This is a genomic window from Rossellomorea sp. SC111 (genome assembly GCF_024733565.1).
Classification (GTDB): Bacteria; Bacillota; Bacilli; order Bacillales; family Bacillaceae_B; genus Rossellomorea.
Genome location: NZ_JANIOC010000014.1, coordinates 80,446 through 100,026 on the forward strand (window position 1 = coordinate 80,446; position 19,581 = coordinate 100,026).

A 19,581-nucleotide genomic window follows, 5' to 3' on the forward strand; every position below is an offset into this window, starting at 1 on the left:
CCGTTGTAAAAAATTTGAATATGGAGGCTTAAAACAGTGAACTTTCTATCGATCGATTCCGTCCACCACACCTACTTCTCACCGAAAACGGCCACCCATGCCCTCACAGATATTTCATTGCAGGTGGAAGAAGGCGAATTCGTCTCGTTCATCGGACCATCGGGATGCGGCAAGACGACGCTGCTTTCCATTGTCGCCGGGCTCATTCAGCCGACAGAAGGAGCTGTAACATTAAATGATAAGCCCATCAGGAATATGAAGAAGAAATTGGGATATATGCTTCAACAGGACTATCTCTTTCCATGGAAGACAATTGAAGAGAATATTTTTCTCGGCTTGGCCATTATGGGGAACCTGACAGAGGATAAAAGAAAAGAAGCATATGCTTTATTGAGGGAAATGGGCCTTGAGGGTGTAGAGACCTCTTACCCCCGGGAATTATCAGGGGGGATGCGTCAACGGGTCGCACTGATCCGGACCCTCGTCACCGAGCCTCAATTGCTTCTCCTGGATGAACCTTTCTCTGCACTTGATTATCAAACGAAATTGAAGTTAGAGGATCTGGTGTTTTCCACTTTAAAGTCCTTCGGAAAAACGGCCATCCTCGTCACTCATGATATCGGGGAAGCGATCTCCATGAGCGACCGCATCATTCTATTTGGTTCGAAACCGGGGCGTGTCCATGTCATATTCGACGTACCCCAACCGTTAAAAGGATTGATGCCCTTCGAAGTCAGGAATCACGAAGCATATCCGGAATTTTTCCAGACCATTTGGAAGGAGCTTGAGAAACTTGAATCACGAATCGATTAAACAAAAACACCAGGAATACATTCACTCATTGAAAAGAGAGCAGCGATGGGTTTGGTTTTATCAAGCCCTTATTTTCACCGTCTTCTTCTCACTGTGGGAGATTGCCAGTCGAAACAGCTGGGTGGACCCCCTCATCTTCAGCTCACCTTCGAAAATATGGAAACTTTTCCTCGTGAAGTTGGGGGACGGGAGCCTCTTAGCCAATCTGTCCGTGACCCTTGGTGAAACCGTCATCGGATTCATCCTCGGCACCCTGCTCGGCACCCTGCTTGCCGCTTTACTTTGGTGGTCACCATTTCTCTCGAAAGTATTGGACCCCTACCTTGTCATCCTGAACGCCATGCCAAAGGTCGCCCTCGGGCCGATCTTGATTGTAGGACTTGGACCGGGCTTCACGTCTATCATCGCTATGGGAACCGTCATCTCTGTAATCATCACCACCATCGTAGTCTATACATCCTTTCGGGAAGTCGACCCGAATTACTTAAAGGTGATGCAGACATTCGGGGCAAAACGGGGACAGATGTTTAAAGAAGTCGTCCTTCCCGCCTCCTTCCCTACCATCATTTCGACCTTAAAGGTCAATGTAGGGCTATCGTGGGTCGGCGTCATCGTAGGGGAATTCCTTGTCTCCGCCAAGGGTCTCGGCTACATGATCATCTACGGATTCCAGGTGTTTAACTTTACCCTGGTCCTTCTCTCTCTTCTCGTTATTGCCGTATTCGCAACCATTATGTATAAACTCGTGGAGCAGCTTGAGAAAAAATGGATCAAGTCATAAGATCGAGATCTCTTACTCTTTTCAGTGCCGATTCCACCACCCGATCCTTCATAATGAAGCTAAAGGAAGGGTCTTCGTGAATCTGTGAGAAATCACCGTTCCATAGCACGGCTCCTTCTGTTTCCAAGTAATCATCTTTGCGGATAAGCTCCACTGCTTCCGCAAAGAAAATCGTTTTAACAAACGGAGTGCGGTCAAACACCTTATATTCCCCAATGAATACAGGCTCTTTGATCACTCCCCCCGTCTCTTCAAACGTTTCACGGGTCGCTGCTTCCTCGAGGGTCTCACCCTGTTCCCTCTTCCCCCCTGGAAACTCAAGGCCCCTTTTTTTATGACGGGTCAATAACCATTTGCCTTTATAGCGGCAGATCACGAGGACATGATAGGATTCCTGTTGAAACTTCGCCTTATGAAAAGATAATTCTACTTTTAAGCCATTTTCATCTGTAAACTGTACCATTTACGTCACCTCATCCGTACACGCTTTCTTTCATCTAACCACAAATAAAAAGCATTGGTCCACAGATATCACTTCTGAACCAACACTTTTATCATTACTCGTGGTTTTCATGAGGCTTAGAATCGAGGATGCCTATGCTTTCGATGAATGTCTTTACGTCTTCATCTCCCAGCCGGTGGAGCATCTCATACACCTGATGCAGGTTTTCATCATAGGCATCATTTTCCCGGTCAAAGTGATATTGAACATAGGGAACGTGAGACCGGTAGAAACCTTGCCAGTCGACCGAGTGATTGGAATCGAATACTTCCCGTAGCTGGGTGATTTCTTCATCCGTCGCAGATATTTTAAAGTTCCATTCGGAATCCGTCGAGCTTCTTGAAATTTCACCGGTGGCCACTTCAATATAATAATCATGTCTTTCTTCGCTCATCTTCCCACTCCTTCACTGTACTTATCCTTCATTTTCCTCAATTGACGAAATTCTATTCACTTCGATTTCTTCTTCAACACTTCAACCGCTTTTCGTAAAAATTCGGGTACGGGCACTCCTGCTCTCCCGACATTCTCAATGATCGAAATCATCTCATTACATAAATAAAAAATAATCGTCGCATTACGAATAAAGTGTTGATTTGTTAGTATAGTATCAATAAGGTGAGCAACAGTGACAAGCGAGAAGATCAGCACTTTCCGGCCGATCCTTTTCGCCCCGAATTTGCTTGACAGCTTACCTTCGAGCCCGCTTGCAATCATCCCCGTGAAGTAATCAAGGGTCACGGCGATCAACAGAAACGTAATCAACATGTCCCACTCTCCGAATAAGTTAAGAATAATGGCACTAAGACCCGACCCAACAAACAGCATACTTTTCTCCAAATAAAGCATCTCCTTTTCATAGTGGCTGGTTTATCGCAGACAACCACCACTGGAGCGACGCCGCATCGGCTGAGGCAGAACGCCTCTCCGTGGTTAAAAAGTCCGATAAAAGGGTAAAGACAAATAAGAGTTGTCCTAGCATAATATGTAGAGTAATTCATAAACGTTCATGTTAAAATGAAACTAAAGGGAGGTGAAGTGCATGAAGTTGATCGAAGAGATCTATGAAATGTACCGTGGAAGAATCAAAGGTACCGACGAAGACTTAGACCTCATTGCCCTTACAATCTTAGAAGATACATCCAGGAATGAACTATTGGAAATGATCCAGGAAATGGAAACAGAAGAATTGCAATACTTCTTCCGCTTATACATATTCGAAACATTGAAAGAAAAATGGTCCAACAGTGAAGAACGGGTCAGGCTTGAGAAGAAAAGTCTGCATTAAGCCGAGTTCTTTTCGCAAAAAAAAGCGTTGCTCCGACTATCCGGAGCAACGCTTTTTTCATCCTTTTATATCCACTGCATGTCCTTTACTTGGATGAGGAGCAGGTTGACTTGCCTGCATATCCCTCATCATCACCGTGACTTGTGCCGTTTGAGTCGCCATCTGGCTCTTAAGCAGATTCATGCTGAGCGTCCTCTGAAGTTCCGCCACCTGTTTCCCCATAATAGAAGACATTTCCATGGCATATTCCCCCTCGCTTCGTTTGTCAAGAATAGTGCATACTATACTCAGAATAACAAACATCCGATGGAAAACATAGGAAACGTCATAAAAATGTTGTTTTTACTCCCATATGGCCGATCCTTCTATGGTAAAATAGTGAAAAAAGGGGGGTTCCATGATGTCAATGACTCTTGTCCTGATTATTGCGGTTGTCATATGTATCCTGGTGATTTTCGTCAGTGCCCTTACAACGTCCAAAGCCTATACAACCGTTAAACATACAGTTGATCCACTCGAAAACAATCCTCACCTCGAACAGATGAAACAGGATGAGGAAAAGGAACATAAGGAGTAAACAGAAAAACCACCGTTCAAATATATGAACGGTGGTTTTTTTTTATGCGAATACTTGCTTCAAATCTTCGTTGCTTTGATTCAACCAGAAACGCATCAGTTTCTTGGCCCCTTCTAAATCATGAAGCTTCGCCTGCCCGCATTGTTTTTCGTTGGCTGCAGGGATTTCCTCGATTTCTACCGCTTCTTTCATCGTAGCGTTCAACAGGTCGATGATTTCTTCCACTTTCGGCTCCCCGCTGACGACTAAATAATAACCCGTTTGGCAACCCATCGGGGAAATATCAATGATATCAAAATGAGCATAAGGCTCTGCATATTTACGGATCGTGAAGGCTAATAAATGCTCAAGAGTATGAATGGAATCAGGCTTCATCGCTTGCTTGTTCGGCTGACAGAAACGGATATCAAACTTATTCACAAGTCCGTCGCTTCCTACTTTATGCACACCACAATGTCTGACAAATGGTGCTTTCACTGCATTATGATCTAATTCAAAGCTTTCTACTGAAGGCATTAAAATCACTCCCATTTAGTTTCTACTTCATAGTATAACGTAAATTCATAGTTATTTCATCAACTTAATCTGAATTAGGCAAAAAACCTATTTCCGCACCCGGGATGACAGGCCAAAACCTTTCAATCCACCTCGAGATTCTGATATAGTAAAAGAAAATTCAACGGGGAGACGGATCATGAAACGAGTATTGTTAGTATTGTTCAAGCTTTACCAGCGCGTCATTTCCCCTCTTAAACCCCCTACTTGCCGCTTTTATCCTACCTGCTCCCATTACGGTGTCGAGGCCGTGAGCCGGTTTGGCGCACTCAGGGGCGGCTGGCTGACGATCAAGCGGATTGTGAAATGCCATCCATTTCATCCTGGAGGCATCGACCACGTGCCGGAAGAATGGCCGCGGCAAAAAGATAAATGATTGGGACTGGCTCCAAATTTAGGAGGCAGTCTTTTTTTATAAAAATCATCCATTTGTCTTGCTTATTCCCCATATCGGTAGTAAAATAACCTTTGTGCTAAATCGTAATCATTACAGTTAAGGGAAGAACATGACTTAAAAAGGAGGATTCCTCTTGAACTATATTCGCATGAGTTTGCTATTATTATTGATTTTCGTATTGTCTGCCTGCGGAGCCGACTCCGGTCAGGACGGCAAAAAGAAAGATGAATTAGAGGTTTACACGACCGTCTATCCACTGGAGGATTTCACGGAAAAAATCGGCGGGGACTATGTGGACGTCGAAAGCATCTACCCTCCAGGTGCTGATGAACACACTTTCGAACCATCTCAGAAAGATATGATGAAGATGGCCGATGGGGATGTTTTCTTCTACGTCGGGATGGGCCTAGAGGGTTTCGTTGAAAAATCTAAATCTTTATTAGAAAATGAAGACGTTACTGTGGTACCGACAAGTACAGGAATCGAAGTGCCTCATGAAGAGGGTGCTGATGAACACGACCATGAAGATGGCCATCATCACGATGTGAATCCACATATTTGGCTGGATCCCGTGTATTCGAAGCAAATGGCCAAGAATATCGCCGACACCCTCTCAAAGGAAATGCCCGAGCATAAGGATGAGTTCCAGGCGAATCTTGAAGAATTGTCGAGTGACCTGGACGAGTTAGACTCTGAGTTCAAAAAGATGGCTGACAACGCACCAAAGAAAACCTTTTACGTGTCCCACGCAGCCTACAGTTATTGGGAAGAACGCTACGGACTTCACCAGGAAGCCATCGCCGGCTTAAACACTGCCAATGAACCGTCGCAGCAGGAGCTGAAAGAAATCATTGAAAAAGGAAAAAAAGACAACGTTCAATACATTCTCTTTGAACAGAACGTCTCTTCACGCCTGACAGAAGTCGTTCAAAATGAATTGGGTGCGAAATCACTGACACTTCATAATTTATCCGTCCTTACAGCAGATGATCGAAAAAAGGATGAGGATTACTTTTCATTGATGAAAAGAAACATTGAAACGTTGAAAAAAGCATTGCAATAAGAGCAGCCTCCGTGGCTGCTCTTTTTTCATGTGGAATACAAAACCCTTCCTCCTAAAAAACATGAATATTATTTTCCATTAAGTGGACAATAAGGAAATGTTAAAGACTAGTAAGGGAGATTTAAAAATGGATGAATTAGTAATCGCTCGTTCCATGTTTGGGATCACAATGGGGTTTCATATCATTTTTGCCACACTTGGAGTGGGTATTCCGTTAATGATCCTCGTTGCCGAAATTATGTTTCAACGGACCAATGACCTTGATTATTCCGTGATGGCGAAGCGCTGGACCAAGGCGTTTGCCGTTCTGTTAGGGGTGGGTATCCCAACAGGGACGATTGCCGGCGTTCAATTGTCACTCCTTTGGCCGGGATTTATGGAGGTCATCGGGCGCGTCATGGCCCTGCCGTTTCAAATTGAAATCTATGCTTTCTTTGTTGAAGCATTGTTTATGTCCATTTATGTGTATGCAGCCAGCCGCATTGCGCCATGGATGAGGATTGTGAGCCTGGTCCTTGTCGCCATCGGCGGTCTTGCTTCAGCTGTACTCATCACCAATGTGCATGCGTTTGAAGGAACGCCTGCCGGATTTGAAATCATAAACGGGCAAATTACCAACGTAGATCCGTGGAAAGCATTCTTTAATCCGAGTTTCTTCGTAACAGCCGGACACGTGGCATTATCGGCCTATGTTGTGGGGTCGTTTACGATTGCAACCGTATCCGCTTTTAAAATGCTCCGATCTTCTTTCGGATCGAGGATTTATGCCTTTCACCGAAAGTCGCTCATGATTTGTTTATTAGTCGGGGGTGTATTTGCATTTCTTACTGCAATCAATGGACATGAATCGGCCCAAAAGCTCCATGAGTATCAGCCTGAGAAATTGGCAGCCGCCGAAGGACTGTTTGAAACCCAGACTCATGCTCCACTTTCCGTTGGAGGATTCACCGACCCTGTCACTCAAGAAGTAAAGTGGGGGATTGAAATTCCGTGGGCACTCAGTTTCCTTGCCGGTAACAGTTTCGATACGGAAGTGATCGGATTGAACGACTTCCCTGAAGAATATTGGCCGCCTCTTTTCGTCCATACACTTTTCAACGCGATGGTTGGGATCGGCTCACTGCTTATTTTACTGTCACTGGTCGCCTATGTATGGAACAAGTTACTGAAGAAAGAGCGATTCCCGAAATGGCTGATGTGGGCATTCGTCGCTGGTGGGCCGCTGTCGATCATGGCCATCGAATTCGGTTGGATCTTTGCCTGTACAGGCCGACAGCCTTGGACGATCTACCGTATTCTCAGTACGGAAGACTCGGTGACCACTTCAGGGAACTTAGGAACTCTTTTCATTCTATTCGTTTCCGTTTATGCGATTTTGGCCGTGTCCGTCGTTCTGGTCCTTCTCTATTATTTCAAACGGAATCCACCTGAAAAGGATATTAACAAGGCGGAAGCGAGTCATAAGGATATTCCTTTAACAACCTAAACAGCAGGAGGTGAAGATATGACACAATCATTGATTGCCATCACGATCCTATGGGGATTCGTCTTTATCTATGCCGTCATGGCGACAATGGATTTCGGCGCAGGTTTCTGGTCGATGATCTATATCAATCATGACAAAACGAAAGCGACGAACATTGCCAATCGCTATCTGTCCCCTACCTGGGAGGTCACCAATACATTCATCGTCGCCTTAGTCGTCGCCGTGTACAGTATGTTCCCTGGAGCCGCGTATTCATTAGGAACCGTTCTGCTCGTTCCCGGAAGCTTGATTCTTTTGCTTCTGGCCCTGCGGAGTGCTTTCCTTGTATTCTCTCACGTAGCAGATGACTACAGGAAGCCGTTGACCTACGTAACGGGGATCACCGGCTTATTGATTCCTGGCCTGCTCATCAGTGTGCTGCCCATTTCCCATGGACCTTATATTGACTTCAGCGACGGACAGACCCTTCATCTGGGAAAATTGTTCAGTAGTCCACATGAATATGCTTTCTTCGGATTCGCCGTCGCAAGTACGTTATTTCTGTCATCTCTGCTTCTTGCTGACTATTCCAAGGCTTCAAAGGAATTCGAAGCCTTTAAAGTCTATCGCAGGGACGCTCTGATCATCGGTCCCATATCGGTTGTCATGGCCTTTCTCATCATGTTCACCATGAAAAATGAGGCAAGATGGATTTACGATCGTATGATGGACGACCTGCCGATTCTACTCGTCTCCCTTCTCGGGTTCCTCGTCGCGGGGGGGGCCTTGTTCCTGCCGACGAACAAGGAAGGGATGAAAGGGATGCCCCGGGTGGCCGTCATTGCTGTTACCTTTCAATATGTACTGGCGAGTTATGTATACGGTAAGGCACATTTACCTTATATCATCTACCCTGAGGTTACGATCCAATCGGGATTTACCGATCCCAACTCCTTTAAGGCTGTATTCCTCACCTATATCGTCGGGTTCATCATCCTGTTCCCCGGCTTTGTCTACTTCTGGAGTTTATTCATGAATGATAAACGGTACTTACGTCAAAAAGGTGAATGAATTCGCTCCGGGACTCCCGGGGCTTTTTTCTTTCCTATCCGTCAGGTAGATTAGTTGCCTATCCGCATTCCTACACTTTACACTTACGATAGAACCTAATTGAAAGGATGATGGAAGATGGCACAATCGATTAAAGGCAAAACCGCTTATATTACGGGTGCTGCCCGCGGAATCGGGAAGGCGACCGCATTAGAGCTTGCCCGTGAAGGCGTTCATGTCGGGTTGATTGCACGCACAGAAAGCACCCTGGCAAAAGTGGCAGAGGTAGCACGATCCCTTGGAGTGAAAGCCAGTGTGGCTGTAGCTGATATTTCCCATATGGAACAGGTGGATAGGGCCGTTTCAAAACTTGAACATGAACTCGGACCGGCTGACATCTTAATCAATAATGCCGGTATCGGAACGTACGGTTCGTTCCTTGAGATCGATCCGGAAGAATGGAAACGGACCTTTGAAGTCAATGTATTCGGAACCTACTATGTAACCCGTGCCGTCCTGCCCCAGCTCATCGAGAAGAACAGGGGGGACATCATCAATATCTCATCCAGCAGCGGCTTGAAAGGGACTGAAGGAAGCACGGCATACAGTGGATCAAAGTTTGCCGTCCAAGGGATGACAGAGGCACTGATGCAGGAAGTCCGAAAACATAACATCCGTGTCATGACCCTGAATCCCAGCCTGGTGGCAACAGACCTTACTTTTGGAGATAAGCTTGAAGAAGCTGACAAAGAAAAGTATATGCAGCCCGAGGATTTGGCAGAGCATATGGTTTCCCAGCTGAAATTACACCAGAGGATCTTCATCAAACAATCCCTTCAGTGGGCGACGAATCCGTTTTAAATGAAAGAAAGCCAGGGAGCATGTGCTCTCTGGCTTATTATCTGTGTTGATTGACTAGGAAATTAAAGATGCGTTTCATCAAATGGAAAGGATTCCTTAAACTGTGTCACGGCACTCAAACGCTTTCTATTGAGTTCCACGCCTATCCCGCTTCCCTCCAATCGTTCCACCACTCCATTCTTCACCACTATCGGTACTGTGATGATGTCCTCCTCCCAGTACTTTGAGGATGATGAAATGTCACCTGGAATGGAGAATCCTTCAAGGGTAGAAAGCGCCAGATTATGAGCCCTGGATACCCCGAATTCAATCATTCCCCCGCACCATACCTTGATCTCGTTTTCCCGGCACAAATGGTAGATTTCCAACGCACTCGAATATCCACCTACTCTGCCAAGCTTGATGTTGACCACTCCACAGCTATTCAAATGAATGGCACTCCTCATGTCATGAGGCGTGACGATGCTTTCATCAAGACAGATGGGAGTCGATATCTCCTTCTGTAATAGAGAATGTTCTACTAAATCATCGACGCCAAGGGGCTGCTCGATCATCTCTAAATCGAACTCATCCAATGCTTGAAGCCGCGAAATATCTCCAAGACTATACACTGAATTCGCATCAGCCAACAGGGAAAGGTTTGGAAAATGGGATCTCAATTCCTTTACGACTTCCACATCGGCACCTGGGGATATCTTCAGCTTTATCCGTTGATATCCTTCTTTCACAAGCTCTTCAGCCTGGGCGACCATCCCTGGAATCGAGCCTGCTCCGACCACGGCCCCGGCAAGAACTTCTTTACGAGTCCCGCCGATCAAATTCCATAATGGCATATCTTGCTGCCTTGCATAAAGATCCCATAAGGCCATTTCAAGGGCAGCCTTCGCCATTGCATTTCCACGAACGTCTTCAAACCGCTTCCCGATTTCCTCAGGATGGTGAAATGGTTTACTGTTCAAAAGGGGGATCAAGACGTCCTTCAGCATATGATAGGATGTTTTGACCGTCTCTTCTGTATACCATGGTGTGGAAAAGGCGACTCCTTCTCCCAGTCCACACAATCCCTCTCTGTCCTTGACCTCGACGATGATGCCTTCGCGGTCTTTAACTGTTTGAAGATGGGTCACAAAGGGACTTTTTAAAGGCATGGAAATAACGTGAAGGGTGATGGATTTAATCTTCATCAGCAACCATTCCTTTTTCCCACTGCTCTCTTAAAACTCTCCTCAGCAGTTTGTTTGACGCATTTCGTGGAAGTTCATCCACAAACACGATTTTTTTCGGACGTTTATAAGACGCCAGGTTCTTTTTGCAGTGTGCGATGATCTCCTCTTTTGTCAGATGATCTTTCTTTACAATGAAGGCACACGGAATCTGCCCCCATTCGTCACTTGTGATGCCTGTCACTCCTGCATCCTCCACCCCGTCACAGCTGAGGAGGACACTCTCGAGTTCAGCCGGATACACATTTTCTCCCCCGGAGATGATCAGGTCCGAGCGCCGGTCCAGTACAAATAAGAACCCGTCTTCATCCACATATCCGATGTCTCCTGTATGAAACCAGCCGGATTCAAAGCTTCTGGCGTTTGCTTCCTCTCTCCGGTAATATCCATTGGTCACATTTGGACCTTTCACAAGGATTTCCCCTTCCTGGTTCGCACCTTCTTCACGCTTGATCATTAATTCAGAAGGAAAGAGTGGCTTTCCGGCCGAGCCTAACTTCGACATACTGTATTCAGGTGACAACGTCACAATCTGTGAGGCCGTTTCTGTCATACCATAGGTTTGGAAGACCGGTACTCCTTTTTCTTTACACTTCTGCAGTAATGGAAGTGGGGCAGGACCGCCGCCCAACAGCATGCAGCGGAAACTTGGATGATAGGTTTCATCCCCCAATCCTTTCATCAAACGGGAGAGCATATTGCTGACAACCGACATGATGGTGACCTTCCCTGACGTCAATTCACAGTTGATCCCTTCCACGTCGAAAGTTTCAAACAGACGCACGTTCATTCCGTAAATAACACTTCTCATCAGGATTGAGTAACCACTGATATGAAAAAGGGGAACGGAACAAAGCCATGTATCATTTTCATTTATACCAAGATTCAGGGCAGACCCAATGGCGCTCCACCAATGGTTTCCGTAGGATTGAAGGACTCCCTTTGGCGCTCCCGTCGTACCGGAAGTGTACATGACCGAGCATGCTTGATCTAACTGAAAATGATCCTTCCCATCAAATATTGTCGGGGCAGTGTCGAATAATTGTGAGAAAGAGACTCCAACCACGTCATCCCCTAAAAAATCAAGCTTCCCTGCAAATTCATCATCATATATGACCGTCGACAATCCCATATCTTGAATCTGGAAAGTAAGTTCATTTTCACTTAACTTATTGTTTAACAGTACAGTCGTGAAACCTAGCTGTTGAATGGCATGAACAAGAAAGACAGACTCCACTTTGTTTTTAATCATGATTCCCAAAAAAGGATGAGACGAATGTTTTACAATGGTATGTAGTTGTTCCCCGATAGAAATGACTTTTTCCCAAAGCTCACCAAATGTAAACTCTACATCACCATTGCTTAAAGCCATTCGGTCAGGGGTTAAAAATGCTCGTTGTTTCAGCCAGTTAGGCAATTCCTGTGTTGTCATCCTGTCATTCTCCATTCCTTTCGTATTGGTTAGATTATTTTAAAAAAGCCCGATGAATCCATATCAGATTCATCAGGCTGCCCTCAAATCAAGGGAAACGAGGGAATTGTCCGAAGTCCGGCTTACGCTTTTCTTTGAATGCGTCGCGTCCTTCTTTCGCTTCTTCCGTTGTGTAGTAGAGAAGGGTTGCGTCACCTGCAAGCTGTTGCAGACCTGCCAGCCCATCTGTATCTGCGTTGAATGAAGCTTTCAGGAAACGAAGGGCAGTCGGACTTTTCTCAAGCATCTCTGAAGCCCATTGAACCGTTTCCGCTTCCAGCTGCTCATATGGCACCACTGTATTCACAAGACCCATTTCAAGCGCTTCCTGGGCATTGTACTGACGGCATAGGTACCAGATTTCTTTCGCTTTCTTGTGACCGATGATGCGTGCAAGATATCCTGCACCGTATCCAGCATCAAAGCTCCCCACTTTAGGACCTGTTTGTCCGAAGATTGCATTGTCTGCTGCAATCGTAATATCACATACGACATGAAGGACGTGTCCGCCACCAATTGCATAACCGGCTACCATTGCAATGACCGGCTTAGGAATCACGCGGATCAGACGTTGTAAGTCCAATACGTTCAAGCGAGGAATTTCATCTTCCCCTACATATCCGCCATGACCGCGTACACGTTGGTCTCCGCCTGAACAGAATGCTTTCTCACCTGCGCCTGTTAAAACGATGACACCAACCTTGGAATCGTCGCGTGCATAAGCAAATGCGTCGATTAGTTCCATGACGGTTTTAGGACGGAATGCGTTACGAACTTCTGGTCGATTGATCGTAATCTTAGCGATTCCATTATATGTTTCGTATAAAATATCTTCGTAATTTCTTTCTGAAACCCATTCAAAAGCCATTGGTTTGTTCCTCCTTTATGTAATTAACAGTAGTTCCTCTATTATTGTACCAAACTTTCGCGATTCTTCCACATGAATTGCATGACCGGTGTTGGAAAATGTCAAGATTTGAAAGTCCGGGTTGAGCTTTTTCATCTCTTCTGCAATATGAACGAACTTATGATCCAGCTCTCCCACGAGTAACCGGACTGGGAATGTTAGTTCATCAAGCCTGTCCCATAAAGAATTCTGTGCCCCGGTCCCCATCCCTTTCAAGCTGTTGGATAGGCCTGTGGCCGATTGGCTCATGCGCTGTTGCCTGATTTCGGAACGCACTTTATCCGGGAGCCTTTTCTGAGACGCGAACAAGGGAATCTCCTGCCAGAAGTCGACAAATTCTTCGATGCCTTCCCTCTCTATTCTGTCCGCCAGTGCATGATCGTTCTTCCGTCGCTCTTTTCTTTCTTCACTCGTCCTCAATCCGGGAGAGGCGCTTTCCAATATCAATGCCTTCACTTTTTCAGGATACGTCAAGCTGAAGTGAAGGGCCATACGTCCACCCATTGAATACCCGACCAACACTGTGTTGTCGATGTCGAGTTCATCCAGGAGGCTGGATATATCTGCTGCAACCCGGTCCATGGTGTATCTTGTGACGTCTTTCGGGGATTCCGTACGGCCATGACCAATCAAATCAATGCTGACACATCGATTTGTAGCAGACAACTGATCGGTGACCCCGGACCACGTTGTGGTGTCGCCTGTGAAGCCGTGAAGGAAAACCAAAGGCTCTCCCTCCCCTTTCACTTCTACAAAATAACGGATATCATCTACTTGAAGAATCACGATCTTCACCCTTTAGGTTCTGCGTCATTTCCCGGGAAACAAAATTCCACAATTTACGATGATTTGCTACATTTTCTTCCCGATTGGTCACTATCTCAATGATCTTTATTCCTTTGCTTTGCTCTGCTTCCTGGAGAGCCGGAATGAATTCTTCCTGGGTTCCAACATGGAAATAATGAGCACCGTATAGTTTGGCTGCATGAGCAAATTCCAAGTCCATCGGGGTTCCGAACAGGTCTTCGAAATGGGTCTGGTCACCTGCTTGGGGCAGATAGGAAAAGATCCCGCCCCCATTATTGTTCATCACCACAATCGTCATATCCAATTGATATTTCCTCGCTGTCAATAACCCATTGAGATCATGGAAAAAGGCGAGATCCCCGATCAGGAGATACATTGGATGGGATACCGTACTCATCCCGAGAGCCGTGGATACAACTCCGTCAATCCCGTTAGCTCCGCGGTTGGCAAAAATCCGCTGGGACCGGTCATTGGTGAAAAAGTATGTATCCAAATCACGGATCGGCATGCTGTTACTGGAAAACAGGGTGGCTCCTTCCGGCAAATGCTGTATCAACTGATGGACCGCCATTCCCTCATCCCAGGATTGGTGACCCTTGACGAGTAAATCCTTCGTTTCCTTATTGACCCGCTTCCACTCAATCAGCCAGTCCATATTTCTTTGCCCACTTTGCTCCATAAAGCTTTGACAGAACAGGTTTTCCCCGCAGTGAATAAAGTCAGTACCGCGTGCCGTCGGGTCCTGCCACTCTTCCCCTTTACTCACAACCCACGCCGGAATATCCGGGAGGCCTTTCAGAAACAGCATAAGTGCTTTTGATACCGGCATGGCACCGAAACGGATAATGAGATCTGGTTGAAGTGATTCTTTGAGTTCATCAATTCTTAAGAACGTGTCGTAGCAGTCAATGATAGTATCTTTTGAATGTTTCCCACTCCGGACGAAGGACAGTGGATCTGCAACGATCGGCAGCGCATATTCTTCGGCAAATCGTACGATGGACGGAACAGCCTCTTCACTTAGGCCGGGGCCGCATACGATGAGGGCGCGCTCTGATTTTAGTAATGTTTCCTGAAGTTCATACTTGATGTCGGGAGATAACTGCCTATCTCCTTGAAGGACTCTTTTTCCCGTTTTCCCGATTGTAAATTCAACCTTTTGCAAATCCGGGATCAACGGTTCCCTAAATGGAAAGTTATAATGAACCGGCCCTTCCGGATTTCCTGTTGAAAGAGCTACGCCCCTGACAGCAGATGAACGAGCATATTGCAGCATGGACGGGATGCTTTCAGGCAAGGCCATGTCGATGGACCATTTCACGTGTTTTCCGTAAAGATCGATTTGATCAATGGCTTGAGGTGCCCCCACTTCCCTCAGTTCATGTGGTCGATCAGCAGTCAGCACAATGAGGGGCACCCTTGCATAGCGGGCTTCAATGACAGAAGGATAGTAATTGGCTCCAGCCGTTCCGGAACTGCAAAGGATGGCGACGGGCTTTTTCTTTGCCTTGGCGATACCCAATGCAAAAAAGGCCGCAGAGCGTTCATCCACATTGATATACGTCTTCACTCCGGGATGGTGGGCGAATAGCAACGCTAAAGGAGTAGAACGAGAGCCGGGACTGATGACGACTTCGTCTACTCCATTTCCTACCAATTCTTCAATGAAGGCAGCTAAATAATCTGTAAGTTTCTTCTGATGTTCATCATTCATGTACGCTTCCCCCTAATGCCCGGAGCATCGGCCGAAATTTCATCTGTGTTTCCTTAAACTCACTTTCAGGTTCTGAATCTGCTACGATTCCGCAACCTGCATACAAGTAGGCCTTGTCTCCCTGGAGGAGGCCCGAGCGAAGGGCGACGGCATATTCACCATTTCCATAGGCATCGATCCAACCGATAGGAGCGGCATAAAGTCCACGGTCCATGTCTTCCTCCTGCCTGATCACGTGCATCGCTTTGTCCCTAGGGACGCCACCCAGTGCAGGAGTGGGATGCAATTTTCCAACAAGGTTCAAAAGCGAAGTATGCTCAGATGCCTGTCCGATGACCGGTGTATAGAGATGCTGGATATCCTTGAGCTTCATAAGCTGTGGTGTAGAAGGGATCGAAAGTGTGTCACAAAATGGGTTGAGGGCATGTTGGATGCTGTCCACAACAAGATGATGTTCATACCGGTTCTTTTCATCCTCGAGCAGTTCTTCCCCAAGTTTCTCATCGCTTTCCAAGGTATCCCCCCTGGCAATCGAACCCGCAAGGCAGGTGGAAAGGATTTCTTCCCCTGTTTTCTTTACGAGTCGTTCCGGAGTTGCGCCGATGAAACAGCTTCCTTCCCATTCAAAGCTGAAGACGAAGCTGTCAGGCTGCTGTTTCCACAGATTGTCCAATACGAAATCAGAGGACACCTGTTGATCGAATGACACTTCACATTTTCTCGCAAGGACTACTTTATCCATCTCACCCTTTTGCAGGCGATTCACCACACTCTGGACGGATTCCTTCCATTCATCAGGTTTTACATCACGGTTCCCGATCCATTCAGGGCGTTCAGGTATGATGGTCTTTCTGGCGTTTGCAAGAAGCTCTTCTTTCAAACCGATACGTTCATGGAATAAGCTGTCATCCTCATCCGGATGACAGATGACATTCATCGTCAAATAATTCGTTTTTTCAGGCTTTGTTAACATGAACATCGGGAGTTGGAATGTACCTGCAGAGAATTCACTCCACTCTTCACTGTTATCGTTCATCGGGTCGAAACGAAACCCACCATATAATAGTGGACCGGTTCCTGCCCATTTTTCCCCTGTCACAATAACAGCTTCTTCAATAAAGCGCTTCCACTCGTTCTCAACCGTAAAAAAGCGCTCTGCTTTTTCATCTGTAGACAGAATATGAGCCGCTCCGATCCCTACCAGCGTGATGGTATGATCACGGTCCTTCCATAGAAAGCGCTCTCCATGAAAAGAGTTTCCTCCATAATAAAAAGAAAGAGGATCCACTGCATCCACTTCCTCCACTATGCTGAGAAGGACGGGGCGATGTATTTGTTTAGCCTTCATTCTGGCTGTATCATATGCTTTTTCAATATTGGTCTTATGGATGGTAACCAATTGAATTCCCCCAAACAAAATCACGTACAATAGTCAAACTTACTATAAGATACACCTGTACTTATGGTGTGTCAACGGAGTTCAAGACATGTTTACACTATTTATTCTTATTATATATATAATAAACCCTTTTTCTTCTTTTGAGAAACCAAAAGCTTTGTAAAAGTCCTCAATTACTGGAAAATAGAACCTTCACGAATTTGTAGAAAATGATTGACAGTCCCCTTCCCTTTACCTACACTTTAATCTGTAAAGGAATTGTAATGTTTTCTGAAAATTCCTTATTGCGTAAGGGAGAGAGAATGATGGAACAAGAAGCATCCAACGTGTTGGAATCAGATAAAGGGTGGAAGATTTGGTGGCAATTGACTCGCCCCCACACTCTTACAGCGGCATTTGTACCTGTACTATTAGGGACGGTACTAGCGCTGCAATTTACGAAAGTGGACTTTTGGCTGTTTGCAGCCATGCTGGTTGCCTGCCTGTTGATCCAGGCGGCTACAAATATGTTCAACGAATATTATGATTATAAAAGGGGCCTTGATACAGAACACTCGGTCGGGATCGGCGGAGCGATCGTCCGTAATGGTGTCAAACCATCAACGGTCATCAACCTTGCCTTTTCACTATACGGAATGGCCCTTCTGTTAGGGATTTATATCTGTCTTAACAGTACTTGGTGGCTGGCTCTCATAGGAATAGTGTGCATGGCAGCGGGGTACTTTTATACTGGGGGACCAATGCCAATTGCTTACACACCATTCGGCGAAATCGTAGCCGGATTTTTCATGGGATTTGTGATCATCCTCATCTCATTTTATATCCAGACAGACTACATCAATGGGGACTGCGTCCTCATCTCGATTCCGGTTTCCATATTGGTAGGTTCCATATTATTGGCCAACAATATCCGTGACCTCGATGGAGACAAAGAAAACGGCCGCAAGACCATCGCGATCCTGTTAGGAAAAAAAGGGGCCATCATCCTCTTAGGCAGTATGTTTGTCGTTTCCTACGCCTGGATCATCGGATTGGTCGTAACGGGGATCTCATCACCATGGCTGTTCGTAGCCTTTTTAAGCATCCCTAAAGCAATCAAAGCAACAACCGGATTCATCGGCAAAACACAACCCATCGAAATGATGCCCGCGATGAAAGCAACAGCTCAAACTAACACCATCTTTGGTTTCCTGTTAACCATTGGATTATTACTTGCTTATATATTGTAAAAAGATCTAGGTTCCCTTGTTAAACCGCTGTTGATTTCCGTGCAAGACTTCGCTTTCCTCGGGCGTTCGGCTAGCCTCCTCGTCGCGGTCGCTCCTGCTGGGTCTCACCTACTCCGCTTTTCCCGTAGGAGTCTTCGTCTTGCACTCCAATCAACAGCTAGAACCGTTTAAATACCTTTTATATGCTTTTACAAAAACAATAAATCCGAACGATCATTCGATTTTCAAATTAAGAATATCGAATGATCGTTCGGATTTTGTTTTGACTAAACCAGCTCCTTTTGGCACTCATCCATTATAATTGTTAAGAATCTTTTTCTGATGCTTATCCTTTTAAAAATTATAAAACCAATGTTGATTGAAGCGGAAGGTGCTCGACTCCTGCGGGAAACAACGAAAAGCGGAGGCGGCTTGTTCAGCCCCGACAAGCATAAGATGAATGGGCCTAATAAGGCGTTTTTTGCCTTCTTGGACCATTTAGCTTATGACCTCGAGGGGCTAGCCGCCGGAGCTGGACAAGGGTAGGACACCACATGCAGCCGAGGAGGCTCAACTCACGCCCCGCGGAAAGCGAGCACCTGCAGCGGAAATCAACCACCACTCGCTAATGGAATTATTGTTCACGAAAAAACCTTTTATGTTTTAACCATCCCACTTTCGGATAAAGTATGGTTAGGACAAGATTTAAGCGAACATTATGAAGGATGTGAAGAAATTGCTAACAGACAGCCAAAAACAGACATTAAAACAAGAATTGGTTCAACAGGAAAAGCAGTTAAAAGAACATTTACATCAGGATTTAGATAATCTTCACCATACAAACGAACGAGATAATTCAGGAGAACTTTCCCTTTATGATAACCATCCGGCCGATATGGGTACAGAGTTATATGAACGGGAAAAGGATTTCGCCATCGACGATCATGCGAAGCTTGAACTGGATAAAATCCAACAAGCCCTGCATGCGATCGAAGCCGGTACTTACGGTCAATGTAAAGAATGCGGACAGGATATCCCTTACGAGCGTCTCGAAGTCATTCCGACGACCCTTTATTGTAAGGACCATACACCGGAGAAGTCGACACCCCAGGATCGACCAGTGGAAGAAGATGTGCTGCAGCCGCCCGTCGATAATGAATTCAGACATGAAACAGATGGAAATGTGCGTGACGACCAGGACAGCTTCCAGGAGGTCGGCCGTTTCGGGACTTCTGAAACCCCATCCGACTTTGAAGGAGATCATGAGGATTACTCAGATCTGTATCAGGATGAGGACACATCGGAAGGGTTCACCGAGGATTATGAATCATTCGTCGGGACCGACATGGAAGGATCAAACCGTAAAGCCTATCCGTCGAAGACACATGAAGAGTATGAGGACATGCTCGATGAGAACGATATGGAATCTCCACTGGGGGACATCCCCTATAAAGATGGAGATAGCTACGTTTCAGACAAGAAGAAAAAATAGAAAAAACG

23 protein-coding genes are annotated in these 19,581 nt (G+C 45.9%); 12 read left to right on the forward strand and 11 right to left on the reverse strand.

Annotated elements, in window-relative coordinates; all coding sequences use genetic code 11:
* Window positions 1-36: 36 nt before the first annotated feature.
* Window positions 37-813, forward strand: coding sequence for an ABC transporter ATP-binding protein (locus tag NQ095_RS17725; protein ID WP_258264760.1), 777 nt, complete (start codon window positions 37-39; stop codon window positions 811-813).
* Window positions 794-1,594 (forward strand): ABC transporter permease, encoded by an 801-nt coding sequence (locus tag NQ095_RS17730; protein ID WP_258264761.1) that lies wholly within the window; start codon window positions 794-796, stop codon window positions 1,592-1,594. The genes NQ095_RS17725 and NQ095_RS17730 overlap by 20 nt, the downstream gene beginning before the upstream one ends.
* Here the strand turns inward: NQ095_RS17730 and ytkD are convergent.
* From ytkD to NQ095_RS17745, 3 genes are all read right to left on the reverse strand, one after another.
* A complete protein-coding gene (ytkD, locus tag NQ095_RS17735; protein WP_258264762.1) occupies window positions 1,584-2,057 on the reverse strand; it encodes an RNA deprotection pyrophosphohydrolase in 474 nt (157 codons plus the stop codon). The genes NQ095_RS17730 and ytkD overlap by 11 nt on opposite strands.
* Window positions 2,058-2,151: 94 nt before the next feature.
* Entirely contained in the window at window positions 2,152-2,490 is a 339-nt protein-coding gene (locus NQ095_RS17740) for a hydrolase (RefSeq protein WP_258264763.1), read from the reverse strand.
* A 56-nt stretch (window positions 2,491-2,546) separates the two neighbouring features.
* Complete coding sequence (locus NQ095_RS17745; protein ID WP_258264764.1) at window positions 2,547-2,936, reverse strand: phage holin family protein; 390 nt, start codon at window positions 2,934-2,936, stop codon at window positions 2,547-2,549.
* A 202-nt stretch (window positions 2,937-3,138) separates the two neighbouring features.
* Between NQ095_RS17745 and NQ095_RS17750 the strand changes: the two genes are divergently transcribed.
* Window positions 3,139-3,384, forward strand: coding sequence for a DUF6154 family protein (locus NQ095_RS17750; protein ID WP_060672906.1), 246 nt, complete (start codon window positions 3,139-3,141; stop codon window positions 3,382-3,384).
* Between the two features lie 57 nt (window positions 3,385-3,441).
* Here NQ095_RS17750 and NQ095_RS17755 read toward each other — a convergent pair whose 3' ends face one another.
* Entirely contained in the window at window positions 3,442-3,624 is a 183-nt protein-coding gene (locus NQ095_RS17755; RefSeq protein ID WP_061810774.1) for a hypothetical protein, read from the reverse strand.
* Between the two features lie 157 nt (window positions 3,625-3,781).
* Between NQ095_RS17755 and ytzI the strand changes: the two genes are divergently transcribed.
* A complete protein-coding gene (ytzI, locus tag NQ095_RS17760) occupies window positions 3,782-3,961 on the forward strand; it encodes a YtzI protein (RefSeq protein ID WP_258264765.1) in 180 nt (59 codons plus the stop codon).
* 42 nt (window positions 3,962-4,003) lie between these two features.
* Here the strand turns inward: ytzI and NQ095_RS17765 are convergent, their stop codons facing one another.
* Complete coding sequence (locus tag NQ095_RS17765) at window positions 4,004-4,477, reverse strand: S-ribosylhomocysteine lyase (protein ID WP_258264766.1); 474 nt, start codon at window positions 4,475-4,477, stop codon at window positions 4,004-4,006.
* Window positions 4,478-4,655: 178 nt separating this feature from the next.
* Here NQ095_RS17765 and yidD point away from each other — a divergent pair, with 178 nt between their 5' ends.
* The 5 genes from yidD to NQ095_RS17790 all read left to right on the forward strand — a co-directional run bounded on the left by yidD (window position 4,656) and on the right by NQ095_RS17790 (window position 9,352).
* Window positions 4,656-4,892: a membrane protein insertion efficiency factor YidD gene (yidD, locus tag NQ095_RS17770; protein ID WP_258264767.1), complete on the forward strand. Its 237-nt coding sequence runs from the start codon at window positions 4,656-4,658 to the stop codon at window positions 4,890-4,892.
* 154 nt (window positions 4,893-5,046) lie between these two features.
* The gene (locus NQ095_RS17775; RefSeq protein WP_309137663.1) at window positions 5,047-5,976 is read left to right on the forward strand and encodes a metal ABC transporter substrate-binding protein; all 930 of its coding nucleotides are present in this window, start codon (window positions 5,047-5,049) and stop codon (window positions 5,974-5,976) included.
* A gap of 127 nt (window positions 5,977-6,103) precedes the next feature.
* A complete protein-coding gene (locus NQ095_RS17780; RefSeq protein WP_258264768.1) occupies window positions 6,104-7,462 on the forward strand; it encodes a cytochrome ubiquinol oxidase subunit I in 1,359 nt (452 codons plus the stop codon).
* A gap of 18 nt (window positions 7,463-7,480) precedes the next feature.
* The gene (locus NQ095_RS17785) at window positions 7,481-8,512 is read left to right on the forward strand and encodes a cytochrome d ubiquinol oxidase subunit II (protein WP_258264769.1); all 1,032 of its coding nucleotides are present in this window, start codon (window positions 7,481-7,483) and stop codon (window positions 8,510-8,512) included.
* Between the two features lie 117 nt (window positions 8,513-8,629).
* A complete protein-coding gene (locus NQ095_RS17790; RefSeq protein WP_258264770.1) occupies window positions 8,630-9,352 on the forward strand; it encodes a 3-ketoacyl-ACP reductase in 723 nt (240 codons plus the stop codon).
* A 62-nt stretch (window positions 9,353-9,414) separates the two neighbouring features.
* On the opposite strand, the gene menC is transcribed toward NQ095_RS17790, so the two are convergent.
* The 6 genes from menC to NQ095_RS17820 form a co-directional block, all read right to left on the reverse strand.
* Window positions 9,415-10,536, reverse strand: a complete 1,122-nt coding sequence (gene menC / locus NQ095_RS17795) for an o-succinylbenzoate synthase (RefSeq protein WP_258264771.1) — start codon at window positions 10,534-10,536, stop codon at window positions 9,415-9,417.
* Window positions 10,526-12,007, reverse strand: a complete 1,482-nt coding sequence (locus tag NQ095_RS17800) for an o-succinylbenzoate--CoA ligase (RefSeq protein ID WP_258264772.1) — start codon at window positions 12,005-12,007, stop codon at window positions 10,526-10,528. Before NQ095_RS17800 ends, menC begins: the two co-directional genes overlap by 11 nt.
* An 88-nt stretch (window positions 12,008-12,095) precedes the next feature.
* Complete coding sequence (menB, locus tag NQ095_RS17805; RefSeq protein WP_034765489.1) at window positions 12,096-12,914, reverse strand: 1,4-dihydroxy-2-naphthoyl-CoA synthase; 819 nt, start codon at window positions 12,912-12,914, stop codon at window positions 12,096-12,098.
* Window positions 12,915-12,929: 15 nt separating this feature from the next.
* Window positions 12,930-13,739 carry a 2-succinyl-6-hydroxy-2,4-cyclohexadiene-1-carboxylate synthase gene (gene menH / locus NQ095_RS17810; RefSeq protein WP_258264773.1) on the reverse strand — a complete coding sequence of 270 codons (810 nt, stop codon included), beginning with the start codon at window positions 13,737-13,739 and terminating at the stop codon, window positions 12,930-12,932.
* Window positions 13,720-15,474, reverse strand: a complete 1,755-nt coding sequence (gene menD / locus NQ095_RS17815) for a 2-succinyl-5-enolpyruvyl-6-hydroxy-3-cyclohexene-1-carboxylic-acid synthase (RefSeq protein ID WP_258264774.1) — start codon at window positions 15,472-15,474, stop codon at window positions 13,720-13,722. The genes menH and menD overlap by 20 nt, the downstream gene beginning before the upstream one ends.
* Window positions 15,467-16,873 carry an isochorismate synthase gene (locus tag NQ095_RS17820; protein ID WP_258264775.1) on the reverse strand — a complete coding sequence of 469 codons (1,407 nt, stop codon included), beginning with the start codon at window positions 16,871-16,873 and terminating at the stop codon, window positions 15,467-15,469. Before NQ095_RS17820 ends, menD begins: the two co-directional genes overlap by 8 nt.
* Before the next feature lie 305 nt (window positions 16,874-17,178).
* Here NQ095_RS17820 and NQ095_RS17825 point away from each other — a divergent pair, with 305 nt between their 5' ends.
* From NQ095_RS17825 to NQ095_RS17835, 3 genes are all read left to right on the forward strand, one after another.
* Window positions 17,179-18,102, forward strand: coding sequence for a 1,4-dihydroxy-2-naphthoate polyprenyltransferase (locus tag NQ095_RS17825; RefSeq protein ID WP_258264793.1), 924 nt, complete (start codon window positions 17,179-17,181; stop codon window positions 18,100-18,102).
* 351 nt (window positions 18,103-18,453) lie between these two features.
* Complete coding sequence (locus NQ095_RS17830) at window positions 18,454-18,627, forward strand: hypothetical protein (RefSeq protein WP_258264776.1); 174 nt, start codon at window positions 18,454-18,456, stop codon at window positions 18,625-18,627.
* A 181-nt stretch (window positions 18,628-18,808) separates the two neighbouring features.
* Window positions 18,809-19,573 (forward strand): TraR/DksA C4-type zinc finger protein, encoded by a 765-nt coding sequence (locus tag NQ095_RS17835; protein WP_258264777.1) that lies wholly within the window; start codon window positions 18,809-18,811, stop codon window positions 19,571-19,573.
* Window positions 19,574-19,581 lie beyond the last annotated feature (8 nt).